Consider the following 18,334-nt stretch of genomic DNA (forward strand, 5'->3'; position numbering starts at 1 on the left):
TTGATAGTTTTGATACGTCCTCGAACACTGCTCCTTTTCATCTTTATGCATAGACATAGGTCACTCAGATGTTTTTATATACAGACTTTGATCAAAATTTATTAAATGAACGTGTCGCGCAATTTCGCGACCAAACCCAGCGTTATTTAGCGGGGAAACTGACCGAAGAAGAATACCGCCCATTACGTTTACAAAATGGTTTATATGTTCAGCGTTATGCCCCCATGCTACGTTTGGCAGTGCCTTATGGCTTAATGAACTCCGCACAACTGCGGAAGGTGGCCGAGGTTGCACAGAAGTATGATCGTGGCTATGCACATATTTCAACGCGTCAAAATATTCAACTGAATTGGCCGCAGCTTGAAGATGTGCCTGATATTTTGCAGGAACTTGCTACGGTACACATGCATTCTATTCAGACCAGTGGCAACTGTATTCGAAACACCACCACAGACCAATATGCAGGTGTCGTTGAAGGAGAGCTCACAGATCCGCGCCCGACCTGCGAATTGATTCGCCAGTGGAGTACTTTCCATCCTGAGTTTTCATTCCTTCCGCGCAAATTTAAAATTGCGGTTTGTGCACACCCTGAGCAAGACCGTGCTGCTACGACCTTTCATGATGTGGGCGTCTATGTGGTGGAAAATGAAGCAGGGGAGTTGGGCTATCAAATTAAAGTCGGTGGTGGGCTTGGACGCACACCTTTAGCGGGACATGTGATTAAGCCATTTTTAGCCCGTGAAGATTTAATTGCTTATTTAGATGCCATCATGCGTGTCTATAACCTGCATGGCCGTCGTGATAATAAATACAAAGCACGTATTAAAATTTTAGTGAAAGCCCTGACCCCAGCAGGTTTTGCTGAAAAAGTTGAAGCTGAGTTTGCACATACTCAAACACTACTCAAGGTTCAGCCCAGTGTCTTGGCGAAAATGGATGCGGTGTTTCAGCCATTTACCTATGAAGCTTTAGAACAATACGATTTTGAGGCTTTGTTCCAGCAGTATCCGAAGTTTAAACACTGGTTCAATATCAATACCCATGCACATAAAGTCGCGGGCTACCGCATTGTTACGATCAGCTTGAAACGGGCAGGTGTGGCGCCGGGGGATATGACTTCCGATGAAATGCGCTTAATTGCAGATTTGGCTGACCAATATACTTTTGGTGAGCTGCGAACCACGCATGAGCAAAATATTGCCTTAACTGACGTACGCCAAAAGGATCTGTTTGAACTGTGGCAAGTCTTGGATCGTGGCAATTTGGCCCGTGCACATATTGGCTTCCTGACCGACATGATTTGCTGTCCGGGTGGCGACTTTTGCTCTTTGGCAAATGCCAAATCTATTCCAGTGTATGAAGCGATTGCTCGCCGTTTTGATGATTTGGATGCTTTATATCATTTAGGTAAAGTTGATTTAAATATTTCAGGCTGTATGAATGCATGTGGGCATCACCATGTTGGCAATATTGGTATTTTGGGTGTCGATAAAAAAGGCGCTGAATATTACCAAATTAGCTTAGGGGGTAACTCAGATCATGATGCATCCATTGGTGATATTTTAGGCCCTTCATTTCCCGCAGAAGATATTCCAGATGTGCTCGAAGAAATTTTAAATACTTATTTGGATTTGCGTTTGGAGCAAGAATCCTTTTTGGAAACTTATAAACGTGTCTCCATTCAGCCATTTAAACAACGGGCTTATGCGGACATCGGATGATGTTGGACGTCCAAACTCCGTTGAAAACGCTAAAAACCGCGAGCTACCAAATCATGACTATTTTGGCCGTTTGGAGCGGTGCTTATGTCTTGCAAAAGCTGTTGAATCTGCCTGTTGCGTCGGGTGTGTTGGGCTTCTTTCTACTGTTGTTCTTACTCGAAATGAAGTGGTTGAAATTAGCCCAGATTGAACGCGGTGCAGATTTATTACTGGCTGAACTGTTGCTATTTTTCATTCCGCCTGTGGTCGGTGTGATTCAGTATCAGGATTTATTGATCGCCAGTGGTTGGAAAATTCTACTGGTGATTTTGATCAGTACCGCTTTGGTCATGTTGGTTTCGGTATATACCGTCGCTATGTGCTTAAAGCAAGGCGACTCAAAACCAGAACAGACGATGCAGGAAAATCAAGATGACTGAGTTTTGGGGTGTTTTTTACTTGGCTTGGACCGTGCTGTGCTATGTCATGGCAAAGAGGCTCTTTGTTCGAACCCAAAAAATCTATTTGTCCCCGATTATTGTTGTGCCCATCTTGAGCATCGTACTGATTCTAATATTTCAGCACCAGTTCCAAGACTATTACCACTATACCCAGTACTTGGTGGCGATGCTTGGTCCAATTACGGTGGCTTTTGCTATTCCTGTTTTTCGTTATCGCCGTATGGTTCAGCAACATTTTAAAGTGTTGCTGTTCAGCTCCAGCCTTGCCATGTTGGTGGGTATTTTCAGCAGTTGGTTTTTGGCGAGTCTATTGGACTTTGATGACATCGTTAAAAATAGTTTGTTGGCGCGTTCCATTTCGATTCCTTTTGCTTTGGTGCTCACCGAAAAAGTGGGGGGATCCATCAGCCTGATTCCACTCTTTACTGTGATTACAGGTTTGGTTGGTATGTTGTTGGGAGATGTGCTGTTGTTATGGATGCGGTGCAAGAACAGAATTGCTTCGGGTACTGCACTGGGTAATGCTGCACATGCTATGGGTATTGCTCGGGCCAGACAGCGTCATGAATTAGAAGGCGTCATTGCCAGCCTTTCCATGATTATTTCAGGAATCATTATGGTGCTATTTGCGCCATCGCTGATTGCACTGACGAAGTATCTGCTTGGCTTTATATCGTTTTAAATCAATAAGGAACCGTAGATGAATCCGATGTCACAGGCAAAGACAACGTTAAGCTCCCAAAGCTATGTTATGGCTTTTCTCTTTATTTTGCTCATGGTGGTAGCGGCTTATGGACTGAATGATCGTGAAATCATTCTGCCTGAAATGGCAGCGATGGCCGTTGGATTGTGGATTTATCGAGATAAACAGTGGCTGAATCAGCCAGATAAAATTTTTATTTTACCGAGTCTGACTGCTGTAATCGGGTTCTGTATTAATTTGATGCCAATTTCATATCTATTCAAACTGGTTTTGGTTCTCTGTGCCATGTTGCTGGTGATGCGGATGTTTAACTATATATTACCGCCCGCACTAGCCACGGGTTTCTTGCCGATTGTGACCCAAGCTTATGAACTATCGTTTTTGATTTCGATTTTTGTCACCAGTTTTATCCTGATGTTGGGTGTTGTGCTCTTTAAACTGAATCAGGGCATAGAGCGGAAAGGCAATTTTGATCGACGAAAAATAGGTGTGTATGCCAGTATTACTTTAATCGGTTTTGCACTCGCCGCTATTTTTAAGGTTGAAGCGATGGCACTGATTCCTCCAATTACAGTGGTGGTGTACGAATCATTAAATATGATGATGTATTCGTTGAAAATGTGCCTTAAGCAGATTGCTGTGTTGACACTGTCGATTTCAATTGCTGTGCTTATGCAGTTGTGGATTCAAGATGGGATAATACTCACCCTTATATATATGCCTTTAATGTTTCTTTTGCTCAAGCTCTTTGATATGCGCATTCCTGCGGTATATGCCTTTCCATTTTTGGTTTTTGTCTTTCCTCAAGACAGTGTGATGCCTTTACCTGTTGCCTCCTGCCTGATGGCGAGTTTTTCATTCGGCTGTGTTTATGTTTATCGTAGCTATTTTCAAAATATGGGTATTGAGAAATCCTATACATAGCTTTATGGTGATGGAGTAGCTGAAGTTTTTTTCATCACTTCTGGTGCAGGTAAATTGGTTTAGTGTTGATTGAAAGTGATTAAAACTATAGCGCGGTATTCGTGTTTAAATTGAATGTATTTTACGGTACGGAATAGACTTGTTTCTCAAACATCAAAATGAGTAGTAGATGTACATAAAAATACGTTCAAATCAGCACATGTAGGATTTAAAGAAACGGTTTAATTTGGGATATGCTCATGGATGGTTTATCTGAATTTTCTTGGCAAAATATTAAATACAATTTTTACACGACTGGTGTGCTTCCAGAGATTGTGGAGCGAGATTCACCGATTTTACAAGCGTGGGAAAGGTCGAAAAAAGCGGGTTTAAGTCCTTTTTCTAAACTGACTTCATTACATGATTTTCCTGTCGATCATCTGTCTTGTGAGGATGTCAGATTTGCTGCGCTAGCTGAAGTGGTTTTAAACGATATTTGGCAGTTATTTGGACAGCAGGATGTTAGTGTTTTTTTAATTAATCAACAGCTTAAAATTATTGCTGAACGCCATAATCCAGACTTAGACGAGCAGTATCACTTTTTACGGACAGGTCGGGTGATTGATCCCTCTATATTTGGAGCAATTGCACCGACATGCAGTGTTTTGTCAAAACAACCCATGATCATGACGGGACATCAGCATTATTTGGATGAATTTGCCAATTATTCTTGTGCGTCTGTGCCTGTTTTTAATGGGGCAGGAGCAGTTTTAGGCGCTTTAGATATCACTTCACCACAAGGGCTTTTGGCGAGCAATTGGCTTCGACATTTGCTGTATCAAAGTTATATTTTAGAAAATAAACTGATTCTTGCAGAACTCAAACCAAACCAACGTGTACTTTATTTCCAACATTCAAAAGACTTAATTGAAAATGCTTATACAGGCATGATCGTGCTGGATAATTATGGGCAAGTTGTGAAAGCCAATCAAATGGCGTTGAAATTACTCAACTGTTCGATTGAACTGTTATTAGGTCGCTGTATTTACGATTTCTTTTTAACAAAGACATTGAGTCAGCTTGAGACAACTGATTCATTTTTTATCCAAAGTCACGATCATGCATTTTTCTATGCAAAGTGGTATGTCTTGCATAGAGCCGAAAAAAGACAGACCAAACAAATCGCTATGCAGCAGGTGCTTGATCAGGCCCTAAGGGCTTTAAAAGCAGATATTCCAGTGCTGATTACAGGAGAAACGGGTACGGGTAAAGACCACTTCGCACAGCAGTTACATCAAAAGCTGGATGCTGACCTACCTTTTATTTCCATTAACTGTGGCGCGATTCCTGACCATTTATTAGAAGCGGAGCTGTTTGGTTATGAAGGCGGGGCATTTACGGGAGCAAAAAAGCAAGGTGAAAAAGGACTGATTGAACTGGCGGATCAAGGTATTTTGTTTCTTGATGAAATTGGTGATTTGCCCTTACATTTGCAAGTCAAAATTTTACGCGTCTTGCAAGACCAACGGTTTTATCGGGTTGGGGGACGAAAGCCGATTAAATCAGCATTTAAGTTATTATGTGCAACCCATCAAGACTTGAAAATGAAAATTGAACAGCAGACATTCCGTAGCGATTTATATTATCGGATCTGTGGTTTTCAAGTGCATCTGGAACCTTTACGTTTACGACAAGATAAGCAAGCGATTTTCCATCGTATTTTACATCAGTTTGGCATCTCGCAATGGTCAGCTCAAGTCGAGCAGCAGTTTCAGACCTATACATGGGCGGGGAATATCCGTGAGCTTATTCACATTGTAAGGTTATCGGCTGCGTTTAATGAGGGCGATGTTTTGACACAGCTTTATTTGCCTGAGTCCTCGGATGGTGTTCAAACGGCGAATCAGTCTATGCTAGCAGTGGAAAATCCAAACTTAAATGCGATGACCAAACAGATGGTCATGCAGGTATTAGATGAAGAAAATGGCAATATTGCACGCACGGCCAAGCGCTTAAATATTTCAAGAACAACGGTGTATAAATACATCAGCAGTTAGGTGTTATTACATAACTTAGCTTTGAGCTATCTAGCCCATATCTTTAGCTTTTACTGTTATTTAAACGCAATACTGTTTCGGACTTTGGGTCTAAGTTCCGTATACAGAGTACCAATTTACCTCAAGAGATTTTTTAAAATCTTAATTTACAGCAGGACTGTCCAGTAACTGGACAGTCCTTTTTTAGTATGTCTATTTTATGGACATGAGTAATTTTTACAAAAACTCAAGTTATTGATATTTATTGATTAAATTTATGGCATGCATTCTGCAATAACTCTACAACTCATACTCGGTCAAGCAGGACGCTTGATGATTTTTGACAAATGATCAATGCATTTAAAGGTCATTAAAACAAGCTCAAGAAAAGAGATGAGCCATTAAGGATAATTTGGATAAAAGGGAACATGTTATGCATTTTGGGAATAAAAATGCGGGATTACTCATACTTGGTGTTTTGTGCGCATCACAGAGTCATGCCATTGATGTGAATGTTGGGGATTATACAACCCTCCCGAGCGGAACCAATCTTGGGGTTTTTTATTATCAACATAGTGAAATGGATGGTTACTACCAAAAGGGTGATAAAACCCATGCTGATTCTCGCTCAGATATTGGTATTGCACGTTTCATTCATTACACCGACATCGCAGGTTTACGTGCAACGCCGCAAGTGGTTATTCCTTTTGGATCGGTGCGAAATACTCAAATTGGTGATGCAGATTTGAATAATGCATCGGGTTTTGCAGATCCGATTATAGCCTCTGCTTTTTGGTTGATTAATCAACCTGAACAAGGGGCTTCGGGTCGCTATCTCGCGGTAACTCCATTTATTTATTTACCGCTTGGACAATACGATAAAAATGATGCCGTGAATCTGGGTGAAAACCGTTTTAAATATGATGTGCAGTTGGCTTGGGTACAACCGCTTTATGGCAAATGGGGCTTTGAGTTTTATCAAGATGCAATTTGGTATGGAGACAATGATAAAGCAGGCAGTGGCAATCAGACCCTGTCTCAAGACACCAGTTATCAAACACAGGTCAATTTACGTTATGACTTAAATGCTAAGCAGCGATTTGCCTTGGGATATGCAGCCAGCTATGGCGGTGAACAATCTTTGGATGGCATTCAGCTCAATCAAAACATGGAAAAGCAACAGGCTCGATTTGAGTTCCAGCACATGATGAATGCCAAAATGCAATTGAGTGCACAGTTGGTTTCAGACACGCAGGTCGAAAGTGGGTTGAAGAAAGAGTTTGGACTAAACTTTCGACTTTTTTACATTTTTTAATTCAAAGCATGTGCGATGACAACACATCCATTGCTTCAGTTCTGCAACGATGAAAATGGATGGATGTGTGGATTGTTTAGGTCAATTTTCAAGAGGTGATTATGTCGATATTAGCAAAAGAGATTTGGGATAAAAAACTATTCAACGGTTCATGGCAACCAGCCCAACAGACGTATAGCGTGGTTGAAGTGGCGACAGGTCAAGAATTAGGCGAAATTGGCTATGCTTCCTCTCAAGATGTAGTAGAGGCAGCACAACAGGCAAAAACTGCACAGCAGGCATGGTGGGCACTGAGTTATCAAGAACGCCAAGCGGTATTTGAGCGGGCAGCCATTTTACTCACGGAACACCAAGCAGATGTAATTGAATTGTTGGTGAAAGAAAGTGGTTCTTTACCGCTTAAAGCAGGTTTTGAAGTCAGTATTTCTATTCAAGTGCTCAAGCATTGTATCGGTTTACCTGCTGCGGATCAGGGCACAGTCCTGCCAACCCAAAATGGGAAACTCAGCATTGCAAAACGCTTACCGCTTGGTGTGGTTGGGGTGATTTCACCTTTTAATTTTCCACTCTATTTAGCATTACGTGCGGTTGCACCTGCATTAGCACTGGGTAATGCAGTGGTACTTAAACCAGATGAACGCACAGCCGTGTGTAGCGGCTACGCAATAGCCCGCATATTTGAACTTGCTGGACTCCCGAAAGGTCTGTTGCATGTCTTACCGGGTGGAGCTGAAGTCGGAGAAGCACTGACACTGGATAAAAATATTGCCAGTATTCAGTTTACGGGTTCAACAAATGTTGGGCGTATAGTCGGCGCCAATGCTGCAAAAACCTTGAAAAAAGTCTCATTAGAGTTAGGCGGTAAAAACTCGCTGATTATTCTAGATGATGCCGATATTGAGTTGGCTGCTGAAAATATCGCATGGGGTGCATTTTTGCACTCAGGTCAAATCTGTATGACTTCAGGCAAAATTTTGATTCATCAGAAAATTTATGCACAAGTCAAACAGCGTGTAATTGAAAAAGTGAAGAACTTTGTGGTGGGTAACCCGAGTGAAAGTCATGTCACTATTGGCCCTCTGATTAATGCCAAACAAGCACAACGTGTCGAACAATTGGTCAATGCTGCGGTTGTAGAAGGTGCAACACTGGAAATAGGCGGATGTGCCGATGGCGTATTCTTTGAACCGACTGTGCTTTCGGACGTGACAGCCAATAATTCAATTTTTAGTGAAGAAATTTTTGGGCCTGTGGCAGTGCTGATTCCTTTTACTACAGATGAACAAGCGATTGAACTTGCTAACGATGGAGACTATGGGCTTTCAGCAGGGGTGATTAGTTCAAATGTGGGACGTGCGATGCAGCTGGGTGCACAGCTCAAAGTCGGTTTACTGCACATCAACGATCAAACCGTGAATGATGAAACAGTCAATCCATTTGGTGGTTTTGGCTCATCAGGAAATGGAACGCGTATCGGTGGCCCTGCCAATGCAGATGAATTTACCCAATGGCAGTGGATGACTGTACAGACGCAAGCACCGCATTATCCATTCTAATCAGTTGAATCATTTATTACAGGAAGTAATCGTATGAACGAAATGAAAGAAATTATTGCCGCAGTGACGGCATGTAAAGGTGCAGACTTTGAATTGCAACCGCTTAAAATCCGTCAGCCTCAAGACGATGAAGTATTGGTGAAAGTTGTCGCCACAGGCATGTGTCATACCGACTTAATTGTCCGCGATCAATATTATCCTGTGCCATTGCCTGCTGTTCTTGGTCATGAGGGCGCAGGGATTATTGAGGCGATTGGCCCGAATGTCACTGACCTGCAAGTGGGTGATCATGTGGTGTTGAGTTATGGCTATTGTGGTAAATGTACTCAGTGTAATACGGGCAACCCTGCTTATTGCGCAGAGTTCTTTGGTCGCAACTTCAGTGGTGCTGACCTAGACGGACACAGTGCAATTTGTACGCATGATCATGCCGTCGTACATGATCATTTTTTTGCTCAGTCTTCCTTTGCGACTTATGCGTTAAGCCGTGAAAATAATGCAGTGAAGGTCACTAAAGAGGTTCCACTTGAACTACTTGGGCCTTTAGGCTGTGGTATCCAAACAGGTGCGGGCGCATGTATCAATGCCCTCAAAGTAACACCTGCGAGTAGCTTTGTGACATGGGGCGCCGGTGCAGTAGGTCTAAGTGCTTTGCTTGCAGCAAAAGTCTGTGGTGCTGCAACGATTATTGCTGTCGACATTGTCGAATCACGTTTGGAGCTGGCTAAACAATTGGGTGCAACCCATGTGATTAATAGCAAAACGCAAGATCCTGTGGCGGTGATCAAAGAGATTACAGGCGGTGGAATCAACTTCGCGCTTGAGTCTACTGGGCGACCTGAAATCTTAAAACAGGGCATAGATGCACTCGGGATTTTAGGCAAAATTGCAGTGGTTGGTGCGCCACCTTTAGGCACTACTGCTCAGTTTGATGTGAATGATTTATTGTTGGGTGGAAAAACCATTTTGGGTGTGGTTGAAGGCAGTGGCGCACCGAAGAAATTTATTCCTGAGTTAGTCACGCTGTATCAACAAGGTAAATTTCCGTTTGATCAACTAGTAAAGTTCTATGCCTTTGATGACATCAATCAAGCCGCGATAGACAGTCATAAAGGAGTTACACTGAAGCCGATTATTAAAATCGGCTGATGTTTAATGACCTGATCATATTGATGTGATCAGGTCATTCCTTTTAAAAAGTTATCAAAAATAAATTCAGGGAACAGAACAATGGTGGATCAACCTTTTGTGCTAAACACCAATACCATGCCATGGGAATTTATTCCCATTCCTTTTTTAAACAGTGAATTACCTGTTAAGACCTGCTTGCAAGATCCAGATACTGGCATGATGATTTGGAAGTTACGTTATCCAGCTGGATTTAGGACAGTGGAGCATTGGCATCATTGTGCGCATGGCATGTATGTATTAGAGGGACATTTGGTTACCAGTCAGGGTGAGTTTGGGCCAGGAAATTTTGTGTGGTTTCCTGAGGGTTCTGTGATGTTTCATGGTGCGCGAAGCGATAATGATGCCTTAATGCTCTTTATCACCAATAAACCCTTTGATATTCACTTCACCGCAGAAGAAGGACTGCCTAACCTTTCGGTTGAAAGTTAATATTTACCAAAGATGAGAAGATTAAGCGGTTTTAAATTCAAACGCTTTGCATTCAACACTCAATATATTTCAGTTTAAAAATAAGTCTGTACTAACGTTGGATGACATGTTCAGAAGTGATCATGTCATATTACTTTTTACAGGGGCTTATGATTCTAATGAATAAAAAATGCTCCCAATGAGTAGCCACTTAAACAATATTATTTGAATTGAAAGCATTTGGATAAATACATTTGATCAACTTATCTAAGGCATTTTGGATACTGTCATTGATTTCAAAGGAACAATTGATGCGAATATGATGCGGCACATGATCAGTTTGATAAAATAAAGAACCCGGTGCAATACTGATATTTTTCTCTAAGAGTTGTTCATAAATTACATTACCATTCACTTGCTCGGGCAGGGTAATCCAAAGAAAATAGCCCGATGGATAATAATGAATTTGATAATCTTCAGACAAATGTTCAGATAAATAAGTGTAATACTGATTTTTTAGACGTTTTAAGGTGTTACGCAAAGTTTTTAAGTGTTTTTCATAATGTCGATGCGATAAATAATCGACCAAGGCATTTTGAATAAATGAGTTGACGGAAAGTGTGCTCATGAGTTGTAAATGCTGAATATGCTCTGAAAACTTACCCGCATAGACCCAACCAATTCGAAAACCCGCACCCAAAGTTTTTGAAAAAGAAGAGCAGTGTAGAACCAAATTTTTCTGATCAAAGTATTTCATCGAGAGCGGTTTTTTATGATCAAAATAAAGCTCTTCATAAACATCGTCTTCAATCAGATAAATATCACGTTCATGCAACAGTTTTGCCAGTTGATATTTGATTTCATCACTTACAGTAAAACCAATCGGATTATGGCTATTGAGCATGAGCAGGCAGACTTTAATTGGATAGCGCTCAATTGCATCTTTAAAAGCTTCGAGGTCAATACCATGCTCGTCATGTTCAGGAATACTAATAACTTTAAGACCCAAATGTTCCGCAGCTTGCCAAGCACCATAAAATATTGTTTTTTGAAGCAAAATATAATCACCCGGTTGGGTCATAGCCTGCAAAGAAAGATTTAAAGCATCCAACCCGCCTGAGGTAATCACAATATCGGATGGATCCGTCGGAATCCCTTGCATGCAGTAGCGTTGGGCAATCAGTTTCCGTAACTCAAAGTTACCTGGGGGTAAACTCGGCATTTGTTCATAACTAAGACGGTGCTTGGCACGTTGTCCTAAGGTTTGCATTAGCTTGGCTGAGTACAAGAGTTGGCTGTTGGGAAAAGCGATGCCAAAGGGAATCATCTTTTCAGATTGAATGGATTTTAAATATCTGAAAATTTTAGAGTTTATTTCAATTTTTTCATTGAGGACAACACTATTGGCATTATGCTCTGACTGAGCATCGCCAGTGACAAAGTAACCGAGTTTTTCTTGTGAATAAATCAGCCCCTGCGCTTCGAGTTCCTGATAGGCATTCATCACGGTCATGAGGCTGAAGCCTGATGTTTCCGCTTGCTGGCGCAGAGAAGGTAACTTGTCGTTCGGTTTCCAAAAACCACTCTCAATCAAATGTTTTAGGCTGAGCGCAAGTTTTTCTGATTTATACATATGGCGGTCGCTACAATTAAAAAGCACAGGACCGATATCTAAGGTCCCATGCTCGATTCATAAAAATGATTAATTTAGTATGCAAAACTCAGCATGAGCTTGAAGAAACCCGCAATAAGTGCGAGAGAGATCACGCCAAAGCACCATAATAAAATAAACCATAATTGTGGGCTGAGTCGATCCACAAATTTTTTCATGTTTATCTCCTCTATTAATGATAGCCCTGATCTCCAATACGGACTTTGTCACGGAATACCCAATAAGACAAGAACGTATAGGCTAGGATGATGGGGATTAAAATGGCAGCACCGACCAAAGTGAATTTTAAACTCGACTCAGGCGCAGCCGCTTGCCAAATATTGACCGATGGCGGAATAATATTCGGCCATAAACTAATCACGAAGCCTGTAAAGGCTAAAAACACCAAAGCTAAAGTATAAATAAAGGGCTTGAGGTCATGTTGCTTTTTACATGCAGATAAAATTAATCCAACGAATAACAAGACTAAAATGGGCACGGGGCTAAAATAAAATAAGTTCGGTAAAGAGAACCAGCGCTGTGCAATTTCAGGATGAGTCAGGGGCGTATATAAACTGACCGCACCAAAAATAATGAGCAAAGCTATGATCAAGCGTGGCATTAGATGATACATACGCTGTTGTAAGTCTTTCTCTGTTTTCCAAATAAGCCAGCCGCAGCCTAAAGTGGCGTACATCACCACGACCCCAATGCCTGTAAATACGCTAAATGGAGTCAACCAGTCCAATACGCCGCCACTATAAATACCGTTGCTAGTCTGTATACCTTGGATATAGGCGCCTAAGATCACACCTTGGAAAAAGCTCGATAAGATAGAACCCCAAATAAATGCGAGATCCCAAAGGTATTTGGTTCGAGTGGCTTTGAAGCGAAATTCAAAGGCGACACCTCGGAAAATCAAGGCCACTACCATAAAGATAATGGGTAAATACAGTGCCGATAAAACGGTTGAATAGACCAAAGGAAATGCAGCGAATAACCCAGCACCACCCAGTACCATCCATGTTTCATTGCCATCCCAAACAGGCGCGACCGTGTTCATCATCACATCACGCTCTTGACTACCGTGAATGAACGGGAACAGGATGCCAATCCCTAAGTCAAAGCCATCCATAACCACATAGATGAGTACACCGAGTCCGATAATTCCGACCCACACCATAACGAGATCAATCATGCGGTTTCTCCTTGCTATCTGGAGTAGAGCGATTTGTTGAATCAAGTGATTCATCTACAGCGCTTAGCGGACGTAAAGGGGTTTTAAAATGACCTGGACCTACTTCTTGAACAGCATCTAAGGGAGTGGAAAATGAAGGCCCGAGCTTGATTAAGCGCAACATATAGTAAATACCCGCACCAAATACCACGGTATAAACCAAGACAAAGATGATGAGACTTAATCCAACCTGATCTGCTGTAACTGTATGTGACAAGCCCTCTTTGGTACGAATTACCCCATACACTACCCAAGGTTGGCGGCCGACCTCGGTGGTGACCCAACCTGCTAGGAGCGCGATATAACCTGTAGGTCCCATAATAATGGCAAACTTATGAAACCAACTGCTTTCATATAAGGCGCCTTTTTTACGTAGCCACAGTGCTGTGAGCGAGAGTAGAACCATCAACATGCCCAAGCCAACCATGACACGAAAGCTCCAAAATACAATTAAGGCATTTGGACGGTCTTCGGGTGCAAAATCTTTTAAGCCTGTGACTTGACCTTCTAGTGAATGGGTAAGAATCAAACTACCTACATAAGGAATTCCAATTTCAAGATCATTCGACTCTGTTTCCATATTTGGTAAAGCGAAGAGTAGTAAAGGCATAGCATGGTCACGGTTGGTTTCCCAATGCCCTTCAATGGCTGCCAACTTTGCAGGTTGGTGCTTTAAAGTATTTAAACCGTGATGATCACCAATCACAACTTGCAGACAAGATGTGATCAGTACCATCCATAAGCCCATGGAAAAGGACTTTTTCACCAACTCATCGCGACGACCTTTGAACAAATGCCATGCTGCGGTGCCCACAACCAGCAAGCCAGACACAAGGAATGCTGCCGTTGCCATATGTGCAAAGCGATAGGGGAAGGAGGGGTTAAATACAATCGCCCACCAGTCTGTCGGGACAATAATACCGTTTTCGATGGCAAAGCCCTGAGGGGTTTGCATCCAACTGTTGGAAGACAAAATCCAGAACATGGAGATACAGGTGCCGATAGCAACCATTAAGGTGGCAAAGAAGTGGGCTTTGGGACCGACACGCCCCCAACCAAAGAGCATAATCCCCAAGAAACCTGCTTCCAAAAAGAATGCACTTAAAACCTCATAGGTAAGGAGAGGGCCTGTGACACTTCCAGCGATGCGAGAGAATTCACTCCAATTGGTACCGAACTGATAGGCCATGACGACCCCAGAAACGACGCCCATGGCGAATGCAACAGCAAAAATCTTAATCCAATATTTAAATAAATCTTTGTAAATTGGATTTTGAGTGCGTAGCCATTTCCATTCCAGCATGGCGAGAAAGCACGCCAAACCAATGGATGTAGCAGGAAAAATAATATGAAAAGAAACAGTAAAGGCAAATTGAATTCTTGCCAACTCAAGTGCAGTTAATCCAAGACTCATAGCATTCTCCATGCTTGGCGAGAGTATCTGCATGGAGATACTTCATCGCTGTCTAGATAAGAGTGATCAAAAAGCATAGATCGTTTCATGAAAAACTACCTACTTAGAATATTCATCCAAATCTTGCATGAGAATGTAATGTAGAAGTAGGTACAAGAATCGTAGATAAAAATATAACAAAATGGATTCATCGCAAGTTCTTGTTATATTTTTCGAACTCTTTTTTGATCAGTTTATTTTTATTCCTTGTTTAAAAATATACAGAAAGTTCTGGCAGGCAGTCAGTTAAAAAATGTTATTCAAAGTTTGTATCGCGTGTCTTAGCATTATTTGGCTTGGCGTGAAACGAGCATATTAAGATCCCTATAGAAAGTCATTTTGTTACGCGACTTTAGCATTGGTTTGAAGTTGTTTTTATCTAATATAAGAATGGTGAGCAGAATAAGGTACGATCTGAAAAGAGGGAGTCGAAACTCCCTCACACTTGAGGTGCTTAATGTGCCAGAAAGTTTGCTGCTTCATCAATTAGATCAGATACTTCTTTGGGTTGAGAGGCAAGCGAAGCATGACTTGCATTTAACGAAATAACTTTTTGCGCATTAAGACGTGAAGACATCATCGCTTGGTTTTCAGGGTGGATCATGCGGTCTTCGGTTGAGATTTGATACCACGATGGTTTGATTTTCCATGCTGGATTTGAAATTGTATCGCCAAAAGTACTGGCAACAGGGGCTTTCTGAGTGATTCCCATCACTAAGCCTTCATCATTTGTTAAGTCTTGACAAAAGCTTTCATGATATTTATCTGCTTTTACCCAAAGATAGCCGTCACTATCAGGTTCTAAATTGGGTGCTCCTACGGGCAAATGCAGTTGGGTAATCCCACCTGGACTTTCTCCTGTATCTGGAGCAAATGCTGCAATATACACTAAGCCGACGACATTCGGCTGATTGCCTACTTCAGTTATGACAGCTCCGCCGTAGGAGTGACCGACCAGAAGAACATCACCTTGCACTTGTGCAATCATTTTACGAGTTCGTTCGACATCGTCTGCTAAAGAAGTAAGCGGAAGTTCAACGGCTTTCAATGCGGTATAACCGCGGTGAGATAAATCGGTAATAACTTTAGACCAATGGGCTGCACCACCCCAAAATCCATGTACAAATATAATTGTAGGCTTATTATTCATATTCTATTCCCTAGACTAAATTATCATCTTATCGTGAAAAATTTAAGGAGACTAGTTTGGTTTTATGCTGCTCTGTATTGTTAAATTTAACTGATTGTAAGTTAAAGAGATGAGTGGGCTAAATTTTCGCAGTCATTTTTGAAAACATATTTATTATTTAAATACTTAATTTTTATATTGAATCTAAGGTTTAGTAAAACGTAGGGCATAACCTTTTATCGGTTTATTTTAAGGGATTCTAGTATCTTTTATTAGATTTGAAGGTTGTAGGTTGAGCTGAGCAGCTTATGCCGAGGGGCTGACATTTATCAGACAGAGTATCCATTTCAGCTTTCGGTGCTGTCTAGAAATAAAGGGAAAGTTGTTTCAGGCGAGGACATCACTTTTGCAAAGATGAATGAGAGGTGCCCCTGCCTGAATATTTGCTTTTCTAGAATTGAATGTTTAGAAATCAAATGAGGTTTGTAGATAATACGTTTGTGGCGCGCCTACATACATTCCACCGACTTGATCCGCTGAACGTGTGTAGTATTCACGGTCAAATAGGTTCTTCACACCGAAGCCCACTTTGAGACCATTGAGTTGTGTGTTGGAAAAATCATAGGATGCCCGAACACCCACTAAACCATAACCAGGAATGTTGCCATAGCGTCCAGTAGCATCATGGGTGCCCGATGCGTTTTGACCAGATTGACCGTAGAAATTAGTGTTTAGTGTCCATTGATCAACTTTATAGTCTATTCCAGCATTACCTACCCATTGTGAATAAAAGTCGAGATCTTGTCCTTTGTTTTCCCCAGCAGATGCGGTTGCTTTGGTGTAAGTGGTATTGGCATACAGCGAAATACCGCTGAGTTCGTCACTGATTGCACCGAGATTATATTTAAATCCGAACTCGGCTCCTTTGTGTTCAGTGGCACCTAAATTTGAGTAAGTTTGAGTTGCATCATCTCGTTTTAATTCATCAGAAAAATCAATATAAAACAGGGTGAATTCTAGGGATAGATATGGGTCTAAATAGTGTGTACCAATTTCATAATTATTGGCTTTTTCAGGTTGCAAGCCTTGCATGGTCAGATAGGCACCTGACGCATTGGTATTGGCCATTTGGCTATATTGTAGTGGTGCAAAAGATTTACCGTAGTTTGCAAAAATATTCCACAAATCATTGGCTTTATACATGACTGAAAAGCTTGGTAATACTGCATCATAGGATTTTTCAGCATGTACTCCGTTGAGTACCGATGCATCTTTATTTAATTTGTACATATTTTCGGTGGTTTTGATTTTCTCAAAACGAACACCAGGAATCAGAGACCATGCACCCATATCTGTGCGGTTGTCGATGAACAATGCATGTGCATCTGTTTTCCCGTCTGCTTTGGTCCAAGCATATTCATTTGTAGGGCCTGTGACCGTGTTATAGCTTGCACGATTAACCGCTTCTTCACTGGTTTCATGTAGATAGCGATAGCCCACAGAGACTTCATTTTCAGTAGTCCCAAGTTGGTATGCATGCGAATACCGCGGCTCGATTGCCGTCACTTTATAATTACGTGGCGCCGTTTGGTACAGTTTTGATCCACTACGTTCCATTCCTGCATCACGGAAGGTGTCAGTGTGATAGGCCAAAAGCTCAAAGGCATTGTCATCTTTTTTATAGCTGTATTTAACTGAACCGTCAGTACGATGCCCTTTCATATAATCATGATTGCGCAATGACTGATATGGATTTTCAGCAAATTGAGCAGGGGTTAAACCTCCAGGCATATCTACATCTGTATCGTAGCGGTGTAGATTGGCTTCAATTTTTGCATATTCATCTATTGCATAAGCTGCTTTTAAGCGAATATCGTTGATGTCAGAGTCATCATTTTTATCGCGAAAACCCTCTCCATTAACGCCAGAATATAACAGCGCTAACCCTAAACCGTTGTCTAAGGTTCCACCCACAAATAAGTTGGGGTTAAATTTTACATGACCGTTTTCTGCAATTTCTGTAGTGAGGTCTACCGTTCCAGCAAAGGTTTCAGGAATTGTACGCGAGTTAAAGTTAATAATCCCGCCTACATTTTGTGGCCCAAAGCGAACAGAGCCCGCGCCACGCACCACGTCGATACTTTCAATATTGCCTAAACTAGTGGGTGCTAAGGAGAGTTGTGATTGACCATAAGGGGCAAACGAAAGTGGAACACCGTCCACGAGTACCTGTGAGCGTGGTGAAAACCGTGACGTTAAACCACGGACACCGATGCTTAACGATGCATCACTCCCTGCTGTTCCTGCATTTTCAGGAGCTTGAATACCAGGCACAGTGCGTAAAGCCTCTTTGACAGAAGTTACGCCTCGGTTAATCAACTCATCACGCTGAATGACTGTACGCGCTCCAGCATGATTTAGTACTTTCTGTGCATTGGCTTCATCTAACCAGTTGCCTTCGGCTTGCACAGTTATCGGGTTAAGCGTCACAGTAGGGTCTGTATCGGCTGCATAAAGTATGGAGGGAAATAAGCAGAGTGTGAGGACTGATTTTTTGAAATGAGGGAGTAACACAAGAGATCCTTAAAATG

15 protein-coding genes are annotated in these 18,334 nt (G+C 41.8%); 9 read left to right on the plus strand and 6 right to left on the minus strand.

The window, feature by feature from the left end; all coding sequences use genetic code 11:
* The first annotated feature begins 68 nt into the window (after positions 1 to 68).
* From GBI16_RS02835 to GBI16_RS02875, 9 genes are all read left to right on the plus strand, one after another.
* Positions 69 to 1,721 (plus strand): nitrite/sulfite reductase, encoded by a 1,653-nt coding sequence (locus tag GBI16_RS02835; protein ID WP_119063776.1) that lies wholly within the window; start codon positions 69 to 71, stop codon positions 1,719 to 1,721.
* The gene (locus GBI16_RS02840) at positions 1,721 to 2,140 is read left to right on the plus strand and encodes a CidA/LrgA family protein (RefSeq protein WP_086208896.1); all 420 of its coding nucleotides are present in this window, start codon (positions 1,721 to 1,723) and stop codon (positions 2,138 to 2,140) included. Before GBI16_RS02835 ends, GBI16_RS02840 begins: the two co-directional genes overlap by 1 nt.
* The gene (locus tag GBI16_RS02845) at positions 2,133 to 2,843 is read left to right on the plus strand and encodes an LrgB family protein (protein ID WP_151706492.1); all 711 of its coding nucleotides are present in this window, start codon (positions 2,133 to 2,135) and stop codon (positions 2,841 to 2,843) included. Before GBI16_RS02840 ends, GBI16_RS02845 begins: the two co-directional genes overlap by 8 nt.
* Before the next feature lie 18 nt (positions 2,844 to 2,861).
* Positions 2,862 to 3,788 (plus strand): HPP family protein, encoded by a 927-nt coding sequence (locus tag GBI16_RS02850; protein ID WP_151706493.1) that lies wholly within the window; start codon positions 2,862 to 2,864, stop codon positions 3,786 to 3,788.
* 239 nt (positions 3,789 to 4,027) lie between these two features.
* The gene (locus GBI16_RS02855; RefSeq protein WP_151706494.1) at positions 4,028 to 5,824 is read left to right on the plus strand and encodes a sigma-54-dependent Fis family transcriptional regulator; all 1,797 of its coding nucleotides are present in this window, start codon (positions 4,028 to 4,030) and stop codon (positions 5,822 to 5,824) included.
* A gap of 412 nt (positions 5,825 to 6,236) precedes the next feature.
* Positions 6,237 to 7,118, plus strand: a complete 882-nt coding sequence (locus tag GBI16_RS02860) for a transporter (RefSeq protein WP_086208675.1) — start codon at positions 6,237 to 6,239, stop codon at positions 7,116 to 7,118.
* A 101-nt stretch (positions 7,119 to 7,219) separates the two neighbouring features.
* Complete coding sequence (locus GBI16_RS02865) at positions 7,220 to 8,674, plus strand: benzaldehyde dehydrogenase (RefSeq protein WP_151706495.1); 1,455 nt, start codon at positions 7,220 to 7,222, stop codon at positions 8,672 to 8,674.
* 33 nt (positions 8,675 to 8,707) lie between these two features.
* On the plus strand, positions 8,708 to 9,823 hold the full coding sequence (locus GBI16_RS02870) for an NAD(P)-dependent alcohol dehydrogenase (protein WP_151706496.1): 1,116 nt from the start codon (positions 8,708 to 8,710) through the stop codon (positions 9,821 to 9,823).
* Between the two features lie 81 nt (positions 9,824 to 9,904).
* Complete coding sequence (locus GBI16_RS02875) at positions 9,905 to 10,294, plus strand: cupin domain-containing protein (RefSeq protein WP_151706497.1); 390 nt, start codon at positions 9,905 to 9,907, stop codon at positions 10,292 to 10,294.
* Between the two features lie 190 nt (positions 10,295 to 10,484).
* On the opposite strand, the gene GBI16_RS02880 is transcribed toward GBI16_RS02875, so the two are convergent.
* From GBI16_RS02880 to GBI16_RS02905, 6 genes are all read right to left on the minus strand, one after another.
* The gene (locus tag GBI16_RS02880; protein ID WP_151706498.1) at positions 10,485 to 11,906 is read right to left on the minus strand and encodes a PLP-dependent aminotransferase family protein; all 1,422 of its coding nucleotides are present in this window, start codon (positions 11,904 to 11,906) and stop codon (positions 10,485 to 10,487) included.
* 74 nt (positions 11,907 to 11,980) lie between these two features.
* Complete coding sequence (locus GBI16_RS02885) at positions 11,981 to 12,103, minus strand: DUF2474 family protein (RefSeq protein ID WP_086208670.1); 123 nt, start codon at positions 12,101 to 12,103, stop codon at positions 11,981 to 11,983.
* A gap of 14 nt (positions 12,104 to 12,117) precedes the next feature.
* Positions 12,118 to 13,122: a cytochrome d ubiquinol oxidase subunit II gene (gene cydB, locus GBI16_RS02890; RefSeq protein WP_086208669.1), complete on the minus strand. Its 1,005-nt coding sequence runs from the start codon at positions 13,120 to 13,122 to the stop codon at positions 12,118 to 12,120.
* The gene (locus tag GBI16_RS02895; protein WP_119063785.1) at positions 13,115 to 14,575 is read right to left on the minus strand and encodes a cytochrome ubiquinol oxidase subunit I; all 1,461 of its coding nucleotides are present in this window, start codon (positions 14,573 to 14,575) and stop codon (positions 13,115 to 13,117) included. The genes cydB and GBI16_RS02895 overlap by 8 nt, the downstream gene beginning before the upstream one ends.
* A gap of 493 nt (positions 14,576 to 15,068) precedes the next feature.
* Positions 15,069 to 15,764 (minus strand): alpha/beta hydrolase, encoded by a 696-nt coding sequence (locus tag GBI16_RS02900; RefSeq protein WP_119063786.1) that lies wholly within the window; start codon positions 15,762 to 15,764, stop codon positions 15,069 to 15,071.
* A 444-nt stretch (positions 15,765 to 16,208) separates the two neighbouring features.
* On the minus strand, positions 16,209 to 18,317 hold the full coding sequence (locus GBI16_RS02905) for a TonB-dependent siderophore receptor (RefSeq protein WP_151706499.1): 2,109 nt from the start codon (positions 18,315 to 18,317) through the stop codon (positions 16,209 to 16,211).
* Positions 18,318 to 18,334: the final 17 nt, after the last annotated feature.

The organism is Acinetobacter sp. TUM15064 (assembly GCF_008980265.1).
GTDB lineage: Bacteria > Pseudomonadota > Gammaproteobacteria > Pseudomonadales > Moraxellaceae > Acinetobacter.

Coding starts and splice junctions, on each gene's coding strand:
- GBI16_RS02835 (WP_119063776.1), top strand. CDS start 69: ATGTTTTTATATACAGACTTTGATCAAAATTTATTAAATGAACGTGTC.
- GBI16_RS02840 (WP_086208896.1), top strand. CDS start 1,721: ATGTTGGACGTCCAAACTCCGTTGAAAACGCTAAAAACCGCGAGCTAC.
- GBI16_RS02845 (WP_151706492.1), top strand. CDS start 2,133: ATGACTGAGTTTTGGGGTGTTTTTTACTTGGCTTGGACCGTGCTGTGC.
- GBI16_RS02850 (WP_151706493.1), top strand. CDS start 2,862: ATGAATCCGATGTCACAGGCAAAGACAACGTTAAGCTCCCAAAGCTAT.
- GBI16_RS02855 (WP_151706494.1), top strand. CDS start 4,028: ATGGATGGTTTATCTGAATTTTCTTGGCAAAATATTAAATACAATTTT.
- GBI16_RS02860 (WP_086208675.1), top strand. CDS start 6,237: ATGCATTTTGGGAATAAAAATGCGGGATTACTCATACTTGGTGTTTTG.
- GBI16_RS02865 (WP_151706495.1), top strand. CDS start 7,220: ATGTCGATATTAGCAAAAGAGATTTGGGATAAAAAACTATTCAACGGT.
- GBI16_RS02870 (WP_151706496.1), top strand. CDS start 8,708: ATGAACGAAATGAAAGAAATTATTGCCGCAGTGACGGCATGTAAAGGT.
- GBI16_RS02875 (WP_151706497.1), top strand. CDS start 9,905: ATGGTGGATCAACCTTTTGTGCTAAACACCAATACCATGCCATGGGAA.
- GBI16_RS02880 (WP_151706498.1), bottom strand. CDS start 11,906: ATGTATAAATCAGAAAAACTTGCGCTCAGCCTAAAACATTTGATTGAG.
- GBI16_RS02885 (WP_086208670.1), bottom strand. CDS start 12,103: ATGAAAAAATTTGTGGATCGACTCAGCCCACAATTATGGTTTATTTTA.
- cydB (WP_086208669.1), bottom strand. CDS start 13,122: ATGATTGATCTCGTTATGGTGTGGGTCGGAATTATCGGACTCGGTGTA.
- GBI16_RS02895 (WP_119063785.1), bottom strand. CDS start 14,575: ATGAGTCTTGGATTAACTGCACTTGAGTTGGCAAGAATTCAATTTGCC.
- GBI16_RS02900 (WP_119063786.1), bottom strand. CDS start 15,764: ATGAATAATAAGCCTACAATTATATTTGTACATGGATTTTGGGGTGGT.